Raw genomic sequence first — 14,846 nt, forward strand, 5'->3', positions numbered from 1 at the left:
CTGTGCGGCGCCGGCGGCACAAGCTGCCGGCGCGCTGATTCGATCGGTGCCCCATGCTGAATTTTCTCGTCAAACGCCTGTTCGGCCTGCTGCCCACGCTCGCGATCGTCGCGGTGCTGGTGTTCCTGTTCGTGCACCTGCTGCCGGGCGACCCGGCGCGGCTCGCGGCCGGCCCGGAGGCCGACGACGCGACGGTTGCGCTCGTGCGTGCCGATCTCGGCCTCGACCGCCCGCTGCCCGCCCAGTTCGCGAACTTCTTCGTGAAGATCGCGCACGGCGATTTCGGCACGTCGACGCGCAGCAAGCGGCCGGTGTCGACCGAGATCGGCGAGCGGTTCATGCCGACGCTGCTGCTCACGCTCGTCAGCATGGTGTGGGCGACGGCGTTCGGGATGGCGATCGGGATCGCGTCGGCGGTATGGCGCAATCGCTGGCCCGACCGCGTCGGGATGACGATCGCGGTGTCGGGCATCTCGTTTCCGGCGTTCGCGCTCGGCATGCTGCTGATGGAGATCTTCTCGGTGAAGCTCGGCTGGCTGCCGGTCGTGCCGGACGGCACGTGGAAGAGCTACGTGCTGCCGTCGCTGACGCTCGGCGCGGCGGTTGCGGCCGTGATGGCGCGGTTCACGCGCGCGTCGTTCGTCGAGGTGCTGAACGAGGATTTCGTGCGCACCGCGCGCGCGAAGGGCGTGCACGAGCCGATGGTCGTGCTCAAGCATTGCCTGCGCAACGCGATGATTCCGGTCGTCACGATGATGGGGCTGCAGTTCGGCTTCCTGCTCGGCGGTTCGATCGTCGTCGAGGCCGTGTTCAACTGGCCGGGCCTCGGACGCCTGCTGGTCGACGCGGTGACGATGCGCGACTACCCGGTGATCCAGGCGATCGTGCTGTTGTTCTCGCTCGAATTCATCCTGATCAACCTGACCGTGGACGTGCTGTACGCGGTCATCAACCCGACCATCCGGTTCAAGTGAGGCGCGCATGAACGCGACTGTCCAGCCCGCGGCGCCGGCCGCATCGAGCGCGATCCGCACGCCGTGGCGCGAATTCTGGCGCAAGTTTCGCAAGCAGACCGTCGCGCTGGTTGCCGGTGCTTTCGTGCTCGCGCTCGTCGTGCTTGCGTTTGTCGGCCCGCACATCGTGCCGTTCGATCCGGAAAACTATTTCGATTACGACGCGCTGAACGCGGGGCCGTCGGCCGTGCACTGGTTCGGCGTCGACGCGCTCGGTCGCGACATCTTCAGCCGGATCGTCGCCGGTACGCGCATCTCGCTCGCCGCGGGCTTCTTCTCGGTCGCGCTCGGCGCGCTCGTCGGCACGTTCTTCGGGCTGCTTGCCGGCTACTACGAAGGCTGGTGGGACCGCATCACGATGCGCGTCGCCGACGTGCTGTTCGCGTTCCCGGGGATCCTGCTCGCGATCGGCGTGGTTGCGATCCTCGGCAACGGGATGGTGAACGTGATCTGCGCGGTCGCGATCTTCAGCATCCCGGCATTCGCGCGGCTCGTACGCGGCAACACGCTGATGCTCAAGCACATGACCTACGTGGAAGCCGCGCGCAGCATCGGCGCGTCGGACCGGACGATCATCATGCGGCACATTCTGCCGGGCACCGTGTCGTCGGTCGTCGTCTACTTCACGATGCGGATCGGCACGTCGATCATCACGGCCGCGAGCCTGTCGTTCCTCGGGCTCGGCGCGCAGCCGCCAACGCCGGAGTGGGGCGCGATGCTCAACGAGGCACGCGCAGACATGGTGACCGCGCCGCACGTCGCGATCTTTCCGAGCCTCGCGATCTTCCTGACCGTGCTCGCGTTCAACCTGCTCGGCGACGGGCTGCGCGACGCGCTCGACCCGAAGCTGGAGCGCCGCTGATGCGCGCGGCCACGATGTGGAGCGAGACGCTGCCGTGCGGGCCGCGCGGCACGATTGCCGACGTGCCGGGCGTCACGGTCGGCCATGCGACGCTCGATGCCGGCGACGTGCAGACGGGCGTGACCGTCGTGAAGCCGCACGCGGGCGACCTGTACCGCAGCAAGGTGCCGGCCGGTGCGGCAGTGATCAACGGCTTCGGCAAGAGCACCGGGCTCGTGCAAGTCGACGAACTCGGCACGCTCGACACGCCGATCGCGCTGACGAACACGTTCGGCGTCGGCGCGGTCGCTGAAGCGCAGATCCGCGCGGCGGCCGCCGCGAATCCGCAGATCGGCCGCGACTGGCCGACCGTCAATCCGCTCGTGTTCGAGTGCAACGACGGCTATCTGAACGACATCCAGGCGTTCGCGGTGACGGCCGCGCATTACGACGAAGCTTGCCGCACCGCGTCGCGCGATTTCGCTCGCGGGGCGGTCGGCGCCGGGCGCGGGATGTCGTGCTTCGACCTGAAGGGCGGGATCGGCTCCGCGTCGCGCGTGGCCGTCGCGGCCGGCAGGCCGTACACGATCGGCGCGCTCGTGCTCGCGAATTTCGGCCGGCTGCCGATGCTGACGCTCGCCGGCGTGCCGGTTGGGCGCATCGTCGCGCAGCGGCGGGCGACCCCGCCCGCGCAGCAAACGGAAGCGGTACGCGCGGCGTACGAGGCACCGCCCGAACACGGCTCGATCATCCTGCTGCTCGCGACCGATGCGCCGCTCGATGCGCGGCAGCTGTCGCGGCTCGCCCGCCGCGCGGGTGCGGGGCTTGCCCGTACCGGTTCGGTCTACGGGCACGGCAGCGGCGACATCGCGCTCGCGTTTTCCACCGCATACACGATCGCGCACGACGCGTCGACCGTCGCGTTGCCGGCGCTCGTGGCCGACGCGGCACTCGATCCGCTGTTCATGGCCGCGGCCGAAAGCGTCGAGCACGCGATTGCCGACGCGCTGCTGCATGCCGTGACCGTGGCCGGGCGCGACGGCCACGTGCGGCAATCGCTGCGCGATGCGGTGCCCGATCTCGCACATCTGTTCAACAAGGACCACGAAGGACGTCTCAACCCGTCATGAAGATTCTGATCTCGACCGATATCGAAGGCGTCGCCGGCGTGTTCGCCGTCGAGCAGACGCGTGCCGGCAATCCGGAATACGAGCGTGCGCGCCGCTGGATGACGGCCGAGGCGAACGCGGCGATCGAAGGCGCGTTCGCGGGCGGTGCGCAGGCCGTCTGGGTCAACGATTCCCACGGCGGGTTTCGCAACCTGCTGCCCGACGGGCTCGATGCACGTGCGCGCGTCGTGCTCGGCAAGCCGCGCACGCTCGGGATGATGGCCGGGCTCGAACAGCAGCCGGATCTGGTGTTCATGATCGGCTTCCACGCGAAATCGCAGACACGCGGCGTGCTCGCGCACACCATCAACAACTTCGCGTTCACGCAGGTGTGGCTGAACGGCGTCGAACTCGGCGAAGCGGGGCTGTACGGTGCGCTGGCGCGCGAATACGGCGCGCACGTCGCGCTGGCGTCGGGCGACGACGTGTTCGCCGACGAAACGCGGCCGCTGTTCCCGGACGCGCGATTCGAAACGGTGAAGACGGCCGGCGGTGCATCGAGCGGCGACACGCTGACGCCGGCCGCGTCCTGCGCGCGCATCGCCGTCGCTGCGCGCGAAACGGTCGAGCATGCGTTGTCGGCCGGCTGGCGCGCGACCGCGCATCGGCCCGCGCCGGCGTCGTGCACGCTGCGCGTGCAGACGGCCGCGCTCGCCGATCTGTTCTGCGTGCTGCCGTCGCTCGAGCGCGTCGATGCGGTGACGCTGCGCTTCGACGGGCCGTCGGTCGAGCACGTCGTGCGCACGCTGAACAGCCTGTCGGCGATGTCGTTCATGTTGCGGTAATGCGTGTGTTCGCTCCGCTGAAGTCGCTATCCGGCCGTTTCGGCCGTCGGGTCGTGCGGCCGTCCGGTCGCGCAAGCGCGGAGCGGATCGTAGACCGGTCGAAGGTGACCCGCCTTCGATGCCGGGAATTGATGATGGAACCCGGGCCTTGAGAAATACGCTGCTAGATCCGTACGAACACATTCCGCGTAGCGTGGTCGTGACCGCCAACGACTACGCGGCCGGTACGACGTTTCCGGAGCACGCGCATCGGCGCGGGCAGTTCGCCTTTGCGTCGCGCGGCACGCTCAGCGTGTCGACGCCGCACGGCCGCTGGCTGGTGCCGCCGCAGCGCGCATGCTGGGTGCCGGCCGGTGTGCGGCACGACATGACGATGACCGGCCCGGTTACGCTGTTCAACACGTTCGTGGCAGACGACGCGGCCCGCGCGGCCGGGCTGCCGGACCAGTGCGGCGTGTACGGCGTGTCGCCGCTGTTGCGGCAACTGATCGACGATGCGATCGACGTGCCCGCGATGTACGACGTCGACGGTCGCGCGGGCAAGCTGATGGCGCTGCTGGTCGCGGAAATCGCGACGATGCCGCGTCTGTCGCTGCACGCGCCGCTGCCGACCGACGCGCGGCTCGCGAAGATCTGCCGGCATCTGTTCGCGTCGCCGTCGATCGCGGCCGATCTCGACCAGGTGGCGACCGATGCGGGTGTGAGCCGGCGCACGTTCACGCGGCTGTTCCGCGCGCAGACGGGCGTGAGCTTTGCCGCATGGCGCCAGCAGGTGTGCATGCTGGCGGCGATTACGCGACTGAGCGACGGGCAGCCCGTTACGCGGGTTGCGCTCGAGCTCGGATACGCGAGCGCGAGCGCCTTCACATCCGCGTTCCGCCGCATCCTCGGCGATACGCCGAGCCGGTATCTCGAGGTTCGCCGCTAGTCGGCGCGGGACGGCGGAGGCGCAACGCGGGCGCCTTACACGGTGCGCCCGCTGGCGTACGAAAAAAACGCGTCTGCCCGGTTCCGGTCAGACGCGCTTAAAGGCACTCGGTCAGGGCGATGCGCGGTCAGCCGGCTACGCGGCCCGCGCTCGTCAAGTCGTGAAATTGCTTCTTCCGTTGATGCAATACCGTTGACGCGCCGAAGATAACGAAGCATACGCCGTGTAACGCCGAAACAATATCGGGCTCGCCGCACGATCGATGTGCGTTTGCAGCATGCGTTTGAATCGCGTGTTCGATTGCGGGGCCGGAAGGGTTGAACCGTCGGTGTTGACCATCGTGCGCGGGCGTGCTGCGGCACGGCATCGAACGCCGGCGTCCAAAAACGAAAACCGCCGCGCGATGCGATGCCGGTTGGTATCGCGCCGCGCGGCGGCTCGGAGCGCGCAGCCGGCCTGCGCCGGCTTGCGCATCACATCACACGTCGAAGAACACGGTTTCTTCCGGCCCCTGCATGCGGATGTCGAAGCGGTACACGACGGGCCGTCCCGGCTGCGCGTCGCGCTTCGCGACGAGCGTCGCGCGGCGTTCGGCCGGCACCAGGTTCAGCACCGGATCGGCCGCGTTCGCGTCGGCTTCGTCGTCGAAATACACGCGCGTGAACGCGTGGGAAAGGATCCCGCGCATCATCACGGTCACGTTGACGTGCGGCGCTTCGCCGGCGGCGATGGGGCCCGGCTTCACCGTCTCGACCACGAACCGGTGCTGCGCGTCCGTGCCGGTGCCGACGCGGGCGAAGCCCGTGAAGCCGGCCTGCGCGATGTCGTCACGCGACGCCGGATAGCGGCCCGCGCTGTCTGCCTGCGTAAATTCGAGCACCGCGTCGCTGACGACGTTGCCGTCGCCGTCGAACACTTGCCCGACCAGCAGCACGTGCTCGCCTTCGGCATCCGGCGTCGCGATCGCCGGCGTGAACAGGCTCTTCAGGTCGTAGCCGTATTGCTGCGGGCAGAGGCCGTATGCGAAGTACGGGCCGACCGTCTGCGAAGGGGTTTGCTTCAGCGTCGTCATGGTTCAGCGCTCCATCGGGGTAGCGTCGCGGCCGCGCAGCACGATGTCGAATTCGTAGCCGAGCGCATAGCCTTCTTCGGTGATGTCCATCGAGAAGCGCGAAATCAGCCGGTCGCGCGCTTGTTCAGGCGTGCCCTGGAAGATCGGGTCGTACGCGAGCAGCGGATCGCCGGGGAAATACATCTGCGTGACGAGGCGCGAGCCGAAGTAGTCGCCGAACAGCGAGAAATGGATGTGATTCGGGCGCCACGCGTTCGGATGATTGCCCCACGGATACGCGCCGGGCTTGATCGTCAGGAAGCGGTAGCGGCCTTCGTCGTCGGTCAGGCAGCGGCCCGCGCCGAGGAAGTTCGGATCGAGCGGGGCGTCATGCTGGTCGACCTTGTGCACGTAGCGGCCGGCCGCGTTGGCCTGCCACACCTCGACGAGCGTGTTGCGCACGGGCTTGCCGCCTTCGTCGAGCACGCGGCCGGTGACGACGATGCGCTCGCCGAGCGGCTCGCCGTTCTTCACCGCGTTTTTGGTCAGGTCGTGATCGAGCGCGCCGAGATCTTCGGCGCCGTAGACGGGCGCGTACTGGTCACGCAGCTTTTCCTTCAGCGGAATCAGCGGACGGGTCGGGCCGCGTTTCACGGACGAACGGTATTCGGGATGAACATAAGCCGGATGCGACGGCCAGTCGCGCGGCGTGAGGATCGTTGGGGAATCCATCGGGCGTCTCCTGATAGGTGTTTCGCTAAGTGGATGGCAGGACTTTAGCCTTTCCGGAAAGTTATGCAAAATGACCTTTTTTCGCGGATCGCATAACCTTCAGTTATGCCCGTCCGGGCCAGCGCGGCTACGCCCGAGCCTGGTCGGTTGGGCCCGGCAAAAGCCATCGGATCGCGGGTCTTCGGCGATCGCTCCGCGCACGATGCGCGAGCCGCCCGCCGCTTTCGCGTACTTTGGCGTCACGCGTGGGCCTGCATGCCGGCCATACTGTTCCAGCGGGCCGCTCCCGAGACCGATCCGCGGACGGTGCGGATTCCCCACCCCTGCGACGCCGTGAGCGACGCGGCAGCCACCGCTTTGGCCTTTCCGGGAAGTTATGCAAAATGGCTCGATCTCATCTCTTCTATAACCGCCTGTTATGAACAACCGTATCGCGGACGGCCGCGTCAAATTCCGCCATCTGCAGTGTTTTCTCGCCGTCGCTCAACTCGGCGGCGTGCAGAAGGCGGCCGAAAGCCTGTCGATCACGCAGCCGGCGGTGTCGAAGACGATCGCCGAGCTCGAGTCGATCCTCGGCGTGAAATTGTTCGAGCGCGGGCGGCACGGCGCGCAGCCGACCCGCGAAGCGCAGCTGTTCATCCCGCACGCGAACGCATGCGTGCTGGCGCTGCGGCAGGGCGTCGGGCTGCTCGCGCGCGAAGGCGGCGCGGCCGCCGCGACGCTCGAAATCGGCATGCTGCCGACTGTGGCGGCGTCGCTCGCGCCCGCGCTGATGAAGGCGTTGACCGCACGCTGGCCGCGCGTCGTCGTGCGGATCGCGACGGCGGCGAACACCGAGCTGATGGAGCGCCTGAAGGCGGGAGCAATCGAATGCGCGATCGGGCGTCTGTCGGAACCGGAGCGAATGATCGGGCTCGCGTTCGAGCAGTTGTACAACGAGCCGCTCGTTGCGGTCGTGCGCGCCGGGCATCCGCTGCTGGAGAGTGTTGCGCCGGCCGCCGAACTCGCGCGCTATCCGGTCGTGCTGCCGCCGTTCGGCACGCTGATCCGGCAGTCCGCCGAGCAACTGCTCGGCGCGTGCGGGGCGCCGCCCCTGGACTCGTTCATCGAGGTGCTGTCGGTGTCGGTCGCGCGCGCGCTCGCGCTCGAGAACGACGCGGTGTGGTTCGTGCCGCTCTATGCGGCCGAATACGATTTGTCGGCCGGCGCGCTCGCGCGCCTGCCGCTGCCGTCGGCGGGCACCGACGAGCCGGTCGGGCTCGTATTGCGCACCGATGCGCAGCCTTCGCCCGTCGCGCGGACGCTGATCGACGCCGTACGCGAGATCGCGCACGCGCGATTTGGCGACGTGCGCTCGACGCGGCCGCCGCGCGGCACGCGCAAGCCTGCTCGCCGCGGCGGTTGAGACGCGTCACTACACCACGTCGGGCGGCGTCCGGCAGCTATCCGGCCGGTGCGTCGAGTTGGCCGTCCGGTCAGTAGCGAGCCTCGTTGCGCTTGGCATAACGTATCGTTTTTGATACGCTGCATGACACGACGATGGTGAGACAGCAGATTCAGATCACGCTCGCCGTGCGGTTCTTCCGCACGGCGAGCGGCAGCGAGCCGGTGCGCGAATGGCTCAATGCGCTCGGGCAGGTCGAGCGCAGGACGATAGGCGAAGAGATCAAGACCGTTCAACTGGGCTGGCCGCTCGGCATGCCGCTGGTCCGGAAGATGTCGAAGGATCTGTGGGAGATCCGCGTGACGTTGCCGACGCGCAATGCGCGCGTGCTGTTCACCGTGGTCGGCAACACGATGGTGTTGCTGCATGCGTTTTTCAAGCAGTCGCCGGCGACGCCGTCCGACGCTCTCGACGTCAGCGTCGCCCTGCTGAAAACGCTCGCTCGCGCCATCTGAATTTCCCGGTTTGCGCCGGCACCGGCCATCGTCGACGGCCCGCCGGGCGGACCCTGCATCGGAGCACCCATGACGACCACGAACAACCCGCATATCGGCAGCGACTTCGACACCTTCCTCGATGACGACGGCCACCTGGAGGCGGCCACCGCCACCGCGATCAAGCGCGTGATCGCGTGGCAGATCGGTCAGGAAATGAAGGCGCAGCACATCACCAAAACCGCGATGGCCGCACGGATGAAGACCAGCCGCGCCGCGCTGAACCGGCTGCTAGACGAAACCGACACGAGCCTCACGCTCGCGACGCTCGCGAGCGCGGCCACTGCGCTCGGCAAGCGGCTCAGTTTCGAGCTGGTGCCGGCCTGACGCGCGCGGCAAAACTGCGCATGGCCGATTGTCGACGAGCCGGCGTGGTGCGGTGAACGGGGCCGGGCGCGCGCGGGCGCGGGCGCGCGATCACGTGCGCGCGCCGGCCAGCCGCAGATAAACCAGCGCACTGCCCGCGAGCAGCAGCGGGCACAAGATATACCAGCCCGTCGTCAGGAACAGCCCGGCGACGGCGACCAGCGAAATCCACGCGCACCGATACGCGATGCTGCCGCGGGGCAGCAGTTTCAGCGCGGCGGCCGCGCCGAGCCCGTACACCATCACGAAGCATCCGGACGTCACGAGCACAAGCGGTTTCGGCCCGACGTCCGACAGCGTCGTCGCGGCGAGCGCGACGGCCGCGAGCGCCGCGATCACGGCGAGGCTGCGACGCGGCACGCCGCCGGCCTGGCTGCCCTGTGCAAGCCAGCCGGGCAGTGCGCCGTCGCGACCGAGCGCCGCGCCGAGCTTCGCCGCCCCCGCAAAATACGCGTTCATCGTACCGAGCGTGAGCAGCAGCGCGGCCGCGGCCGCCAGCACCTGCGCGTTGCCGCCGATGCCACCGGCGATCAGTTCCGCGAGCGGCGCACCCGACGCGCCGGCCGACGGCCCGAGCACCATCACGCTCGCGGCTGCCACCGACAGATACAGAAACCCGACGACCACCACAGCGATGCCGGCGGAGCGCGGCATGTCGTGCGCGGGCCGGCGGAATTCGGCCGCAAGATGCGTGATCGCTTCCCAGCCGGCGAAGCTCCACACGAGCAGCGCGGCGGCTTGGCCGATCGCAAGCCAGCCGTGCGGCGCGAACGGATGCAGGTTCGCGGTGCGCGCGTGCGGTGCGGACGCGAACACGGCCGCGAGCAGCAGCGTGACGAGCAGCGCCGACAACACGAGCTGCATGCGGCCCGATACCGTGACGCCGAACGCGTTTGCGGCAGACACCGCGGCAATCAGCGCGGCAGCGGTGACGATCACCGTGATATGGCCGCCGCCGGTGACGGCCGCCACGTACGCGCCGCCGAACATCGCGGCCGCCGGTGCGCCGGCCGGCACCGCGAAATAGAAACACCAGCCGACGATGGCGGCGGCCTTCGGTCCAAAGGCGCGTCGCGCGTAGGTCGATACGCCGCCTGCGTCGGGATAACGCGCGCCGAGTGCGGCGAAGGTCGCCGCAAGCGGCCCCGACAGCACCACGAGCGCCGCCCATGCGAGCAGCGACGCGGGGCCGGCGACGTCGGCCGCGAGTGCGGGCAATGCAATGACGCCGGTGCCTAGCACCGCACCGATATATAGCGCGGCGCCCTGGAAAATCGTCAGCGAACCCGCGTGATGAACGACGGGCGAATCGGCATGCGAGGGCATGAAGGACAGTCTCCGGAGGGGCTTGTTTTGCGCGCGGTCGCGCGCGATGAATCGTTCGATGCTACCCGAACGCACGCGGCGATGCCGCGCGGCGTTCAGTAGTCCGTGATGCGCCGCATGTCAGCCTGTGTCAGCAAGCCCGATAGTTTCAGTGACGGCGCGCGAGCCTGAGACGCGCTTCCTCGCGGGCCGCGGGCGACAGGTCCGGCGTGTAGTGGAACGTGCCCGACACGAGCGACGCGACCGGCACGCCGTCGCGGAACAACACGCGATTGCCGGCCAGCGCCGGCACCTTGTCGCCCGGCAGCAGCGTGCCGGCGAGGTTCAGCGGATCGGCGCCCGTCACGCATACGTATTGGCCGTCGCCCGGTTGGCGGCGCAGCTCGCGCAGAATCGGGATTGCCTCCGGCAGCGCGAACTGCTCGCCCGCGAGCCCCGCGACGAAGCGCCCGCCGCGAATCTCGCCGCGGGCCTCGAGGCGCTGAAGCACGCGCACGAGTTCGCGCCAGCTCGGCAGCCAGTCGGCTTCGCGTTCGAGCAACCGCCAGAACACGACGCCATAGCGGCGCAGCAATGTCCAGACGACGTGTTCGAGCGCGTCCGGATCGGTTGCGGGCGCGCCGCGCTTCGGCACCGGCGTCGGCATCTGGCTCTGCGCCGCCGCGTCGGCCGGTGCCGGCATGCGTTGCACGAGCGCCCAGCGGCCCGCGTCGTCCATCCCGCCGATCAGTGCACCGCCGCGGCGTGTGCGCGGCGCGTACGTCGCGCTGCGCTTGACCGCCGGCTTCAGCAGCGCGCGCAGGCCGGCGAAGCTGTCCGCATTGACGAGGCCGGCCGATACGAGTTCGCCGAGCGCCTGTTCGAGTTCGACGGGCAGCATGTGCAGGTCATCGAGCAGCGCATCGAAGAACATCGCGCCGTGAGCGGCGAGCGCGTCGCGCACTTGCGCGGCGCGCGCCGACAGCGCCGGCTGTGCATCGGGGTCGCGCAGCGCGTGCCACGCGGAAAGATGGCGGCGCGGCAACAGCACGATCGGCGTCGTCTTCACCGGCGTGCCGGCCGCGCGCGCGGGCGCGCCGAGGCGGGTCCATACGAGCTTGCCCGAGCGGCACAGGTCGTCGAGGCCGCCGGCCGTGTAATCGGTCAGCCGCGCGGGCAGCAGCGCGTCCTCCCATGCGCTGGCCGCGGCTTCGAAGCCCTCGAGTTGTTCGACCACCGCCGCGAGCGCATCGCGGCCTGTGCCGCGCGTGTCGGGTGTCAGATGCTGCCAATGGAACAGGAAGCGCATGAAATCGGCGCGTTCCACCGGTTCGATCTCGCGCCGCAGCCGCTTGACCGTATAGCGATGAATGCGCGCGAGCAGATGGCGTTCGCACCATTCGTCGGTCGTCGCGCCCGGCGTGAAGCGGCCGCGCATCACGTAGCCTTCGCGCTCCAGCGCCGCGAGCGCCGTCGCGATCGCCGCGGGCGCGATGCCGAGCGGCTCGGCGATGGCGTCGACCGTGAGCGGCCCGAAACCGGTGAGACGTGCGCGGATCACGTCGACGAGCGCGGCGTCCGGTTCCCACGGTTGCGCGCACGCGGGCGGCACCTTCAGCGCGGGTGCGAGCCGTGCATCGGGATGCAGTGCTTGCACGCAGACCAGCCGTTCCACCGGCACCCACAGTGCGGCGCCGTCGGTCGTGACGAGCTGCGTCGCACGGCGGCGTTCCGCCAGTTGCGCGAGCCACGCGAGCCAGCCGTCGTGCGCATGCGCTTCGTTGTCGGCGACACACGCGAGCGTCAGCAGCGCATCGTGCATTTCGTCGGCGTCGCGCACGAGCGGCCACGCTTCGTCGCGCACGGCGTCGATCGCGTCGGCATCGAGCGCGCCGAGGTCGTCGGCCGATTCGGGATCGCTCCAGCGGCGCGACTGCACGGCCTGCGTGCGGCGCTCCTCGAGGGGCGCATCGTCGAGAAACGCATACGGTTTCGCGTTCAGGATCTCGGCCGCGAGCGGCGACGGCGCGGGCAGGTCGCGCGCAATCAGTTCGATCGCGCCGCTTTCGATCCGGCGCAGCAGCGCGAGCCAACCGTCGGTATCCATCGCATCGTGCAGGCAATCGTCGAGCGTCTGTTCGACGAGCGGGTGGTGCGGGATCTCGCGTTCGCCGACGATGTTTTCCAGGCACGCGACCTGATCCGGAAACACGCTCGCGAGCAGGTCGTCGCTCTTCATCCGCTGCAGTTGCGGTGGGGTGCGCCGGCCGCCGGTGAAGCGCGGCAGCGCGAGCGCGGTCGTCGCGTTCCAGCGCCAGCGCACGCCGAACATCGGTGCGTCGAGCAGCGCCTGAACGAGCACATGCTCGGCGGTCGCGGAGCGCAGGTAGCGCCACACTTCGTCGAGCGCGAAGCTGTGTGCGAGAGACAGCGACAAAATGATCGCGTCGTCCGTCGCGGCGGCCTGCAGCTCGAAGTTGAAGGTGCGGCAGAAGCGCTTGCGCAGCGCAAGCCCCCACGCGCGATTGATGCGGCTGCCGAACGGCGAATGGATCACGAGCTGCGTGCCGCCCGATTCGTCGAAGAATCGCTCCATCACGAGCGTGTCCTGCGTCGGCAATGCGCCGAGCGCGGCACGCGTGCGCGCCAGATAGTCGGCGATCTGACGCGCCGCGTCGGGCGCCAGGCGCAGGTCGTCGACGAGCCAGCGCAGCGCCGGCGCGAGCCGGCTTTCGGTAGAGGCGGGCGCGGTGTCGGCGGTATCGTTGCGGGAGCCGGCCGACGCGCTCGCTTCGGTCGACGCCTTTTGGCGTTTGCGGCGCGTCGCCGTGTTCGCGGCAGTGTCGCCGCTCGCGCGCGTGGTGCCGCCGGCGCCGGTTTGCCGGTCGCCTTCGGCGAACAGTGCATCGAGCCGCGCGCGCAGCCGCCCGACCGCCGCCGACAGTTCGTCGCTGCGCCCGAGTCCCTCGCCGAGCCAGAACGGAATGCCCGGCGACTGGCCCTGCGCATCCTCGACGCGCACGCGGCCCGTTTCAACGCGAATGATCCGGTAAGACTGGTTGCCGAGCTGGAACACGTCGCCGGCCAGGCTCTCGACCGCGAAATCCTCGTTGACGGTGCCGACCTGGATCCCCTGCGGTTCCAGCAGCACTGCGTAGTCGGCCATGTCGGGGATCGTGCCGCCCGACGTCGTCGCCGTCATCATCGCGTTCCGGCGCCCGCGCACGGTGCCGCCGACCACGTCGCGATGCAGGTACGCGCCACGCACGCCGCGACGGCTCGTGAAGCCTTCGGCGAGCATCTTCATCACGTCGTCGAAGCGTTCGCGCGGCAGGCGCGCGTACGGCGCCGCGCGCGTGAAGCTCGCGTACAACGCATCCTCGTGCCATTGCGCGCACGCCACTTCCGCGACGATCTGCTGCGCGAGCACGTCGAGCGGCGCTTCGGGAATCCGCAACGCGTCGAGCTCGCCGCGCTGCACGCAGTCGAGCAGCGCCGCGCATTCGACGAGCTCGTCGCGCGACAGCGGGAACAGGCGGCCTTTCGGCACACCGCCGACGTGGTGTCCCGAGCGGCCGACGCGCTGAAGGAACGGCGCGATTCCGCGCGGCGAGCCGACCTGGCACACGAGATCGACGTCGCCGATGTCGATGCCGAGTTCGAGCGACGCGGTCGCGACGAGCAGCTTCAGCTCGCCGCGCTTGAGTCGCTGTTCCGCTTCGAAGCGATGCTCCTTCGCGAGGCTGCCGTGGTGCGCGGCAATCGCGTCCTTGCCGAGTCGGTCGGCGAGATGGCGCGCCATCCGCTCCGCGGTGCGCCGCGTGTTCACGAACACGAGCGTCGTGCGATGCGCGGCGGCGAGCGCGGCAATGCGGTCGTACACCTGTTCCCACACGTCGGTCGCCATCACCGGCTCGAGCGGCACGTCCGGCAGCTCGAGCGCGAGATCGCGTTCGCGCGTGTGGCCCGTATCGACGATCGTGCAGTCGCGCGGCGCATCGGCCGGGCCGCCGACCAGAAAGCGCGCGACCGCGTCGATCGGTTTCTGCGTGGCCGACAACCCGATGCGCGGCAGCGCGCGGCCCACCAGCGCGTCCAGGCGCTCGAGCGACAGCGCGAGATGGCTGCCGCGCTTGGACGATGCGAGCGCATGGATTTCGTCGACGATCACCGACCGCACGCTCGACAGCATTTGCCGTCCGGATGTCGACGACAGCAGCACGTACAGCGACTCGGGCGTCGTCACGAGGATGTGCGGTGCACGCTTGCGCAGCGCCGCGCGTTCCGCCTGCGTGGTGTCGCTGGTGCGCACGGCGGTGCGGATCGCGGGCACGGGCAGCCCGAGCTGCGCGAGCGACGCGGCGATGCCGGCGAGCGGCGCATCGAGGTTCACGTGGATGTCGTTCGACAACGCCTTCAGCGGCGACACGTAGACGACGAGCGTCTCGTCGGGCAGCGCGCCGTCGTGCGCGAGCGCATCGCGCACGAGATCGTCGAGTGCGCAGAGGAACGCGGTGAGCGTCTTGCCCGAGCCGGTCGGCGCGGCGACGAGCGTCGAGCGGCCGGCCTTGATGTGCGGCCACGCGAGCGCCTGCGCACCGGTCGGCGCGGCGAACGCGCTGCGGAACCACGCGGCGACGGCCGGGTGGAACACGTCGAGCGCGTGAGCGGGGCGGGTGGCGGTGACGTCCATCGGAGCGTTGAAATGGGGTGCGAGC

General features: G+C 69.4%; 12 protein-coding genes. 8 read left to right on the forward strand and 4 right to left on the reverse strand.

The genetic code is table 11. The annotated features are described in order from the left end of the window. Positions 1 to 53 precede the first annotated feature (53 nt). The 5 genes from gsiC to WK25_RS23380 all read left to right on the forward strand — a co-directional run bounded on the left by gsiC (position 54) and on the right by WK25_RS23380 (position 4,736). Positions 54 to 974 carry a glutathione ABC transporter permease GsiC gene (gene gsiC, locus WK25_RS23360; protein ID WP_040139637.1) on the forward strand — a complete coding sequence of 307 codons (921 nt, stop codon included), beginning with the start codon at positions 54 to 56 and terminating at the stop codon, positions 972 to 974. Positions 975 to 981: 7 nt separating this feature from the next. Continuing rightward, entirely contained in the window at positions 982 to 1,875 is an 894-nt protein-coding gene (gsiD, locus tag WK25_RS23365; protein ID WP_040139638.1) for a glutathione ABC transporter permease GsiD, read from the forward strand. Beyond that, positions 1,875 to 2,984 carry a P1 family peptidase gene (locus tag WK25_RS23370; RefSeq protein ID WP_069242875.1) on the forward strand — a complete coding sequence of 370 codons (1,110 nt, stop codon included), beginning with the start codon at positions 1,875 to 1,877 and terminating at the stop codon, positions 2,982 to 2,984. Before gsiD ends, WK25_RS23370 begins: the two co-directional genes overlap by 1 nt. Beyond that, a complete protein-coding gene (locus WK25_RS23375) occupies positions 2,981 to 3,808 on the forward strand; it encodes a M55 family metallopeptidase (protein ID WP_040139640.1) in 828 nt (275 codons plus the stop codon). The genes WK25_RS23370 and WK25_RS23375 overlap by 4 nt, the downstream gene beginning before the upstream one ends. 148 nt (positions 3,809 to 3,956) lie before the next feature. Further along, the gene (locus tag WK25_RS23380) at positions 3,957 to 4,736 is read left to right on the forward strand and encodes an AraC family transcriptional regulator (protein WP_040139641.1); all 780 of its coding nucleotides are present in this window, start codon (positions 3,957 to 3,959) and stop codon (positions 4,734 to 4,736) included. Between the two features lie 478 nt (positions 4,737 to 5,214). Here the strand turns inward: WK25_RS23380 and pcaG are convergent, their stop codons facing one another. Both pcaG and pcaH read right to left on the reverse strand, forming a co-directional pair. After that, positions 5,215 to 5,808: a protocatechuate 3,4-dioxygenase subunit alpha gene (gene pcaG / locus WK25_RS23390; protein ID WP_040139642.1), complete on the reverse strand. Its 594-nt coding sequence runs from the start codon at positions 5,806 to 5,808 to the stop codon at positions 5,215 to 5,217. 3 nt (positions 5,809 to 5,811) lie between these two features. Then, positions 5,812 to 6,519, reverse strand: a complete 708-nt coding sequence (gene pcaH / locus WK25_RS23395) for a protocatechuate 3,4-dioxygenase subunit beta (protein WP_040139643.1) — start codon at positions 6,517 to 6,519, stop codon at positions 5,812 to 5,814. 418 nt (positions 6,520 to 6,937) lie between these two features. On the opposite strand from pcaH, the gene pcaQ reads away from it, so the two are divergent. The 3 genes from pcaQ (at position 6,938) to WK25_RS23410 (ending at position 8,784) form a co-directional block, all read left to right on the forward strand. Beyond that, positions 6,938 to 7,924 carry a pca operon transcription factor PcaQ gene (gene pcaQ / locus WK25_RS23400; RefSeq protein ID WP_040139644.1) on the forward strand — a complete coding sequence of 329 codons (987 nt, stop codon included), beginning with the start codon at positions 6,938 to 6,940 and terminating at the stop codon, positions 7,922 to 7,924. Positions 7,925 to 8,058: 134 nt separating this feature from the next. Beyond that, a complete protein-coding gene (locus WK25_RS23405; RefSeq protein WP_069242877.1) occupies positions 8,059 to 8,418 on the forward strand; it encodes a type II toxin-antitoxin system RelE/ParE family toxin in 360 nt (119 codons plus the stop codon). Between the two features lie 69 nt (positions 8,419 to 8,487). After that, positions 8,488 to 8,784 carry an XRE family transcriptional regulator gene (locus WK25_RS23410; protein WP_040139646.1) on the forward strand — a complete coding sequence of 99 codons (297 nt, stop codon included), beginning with the start codon at positions 8,488 to 8,490 and terminating at the stop codon, positions 8,782 to 8,784. A 90-nt stretch (positions 8,785 to 8,874) separates the two neighbouring features. On the opposite strand, the gene WK25_RS23415 is transcribed toward WK25_RS23410, so the two are convergent. Next, positions 8,875 to 10,149 carry an APC family permease gene (locus tag WK25_RS23415; protein WP_069243511.1) on the reverse strand — a complete coding sequence of 425 codons (1,275 nt, stop codon included), beginning with the start codon at positions 10,147 to 10,149 and terminating at the stop codon, positions 8,875 to 8,877. Positions 10,150 to 10,297: 148 nt separating this feature from the next. Beyond that, a complete protein-coding gene (locus WK25_RS23420) occupies positions 10,298 to 14,821 on the reverse strand; it encodes a DEAD/DEAH box helicase (protein WP_069242878.1) in 4,524 nt (1,507 codons plus the stop codon). Between the last annotated feature and the right edge of the window lie 25 nt (positions 14,822 to 14,846).

This window comes from Burkholderia latens (assembly GCF_001718795.1).
Taxonomy (GTDB): domain Bacteria; phylum Pseudomonadota; class Gammaproteobacteria; order Burkholderiales; family Burkholderiaceae; genus Burkholderia; species Burkholderia latens_A.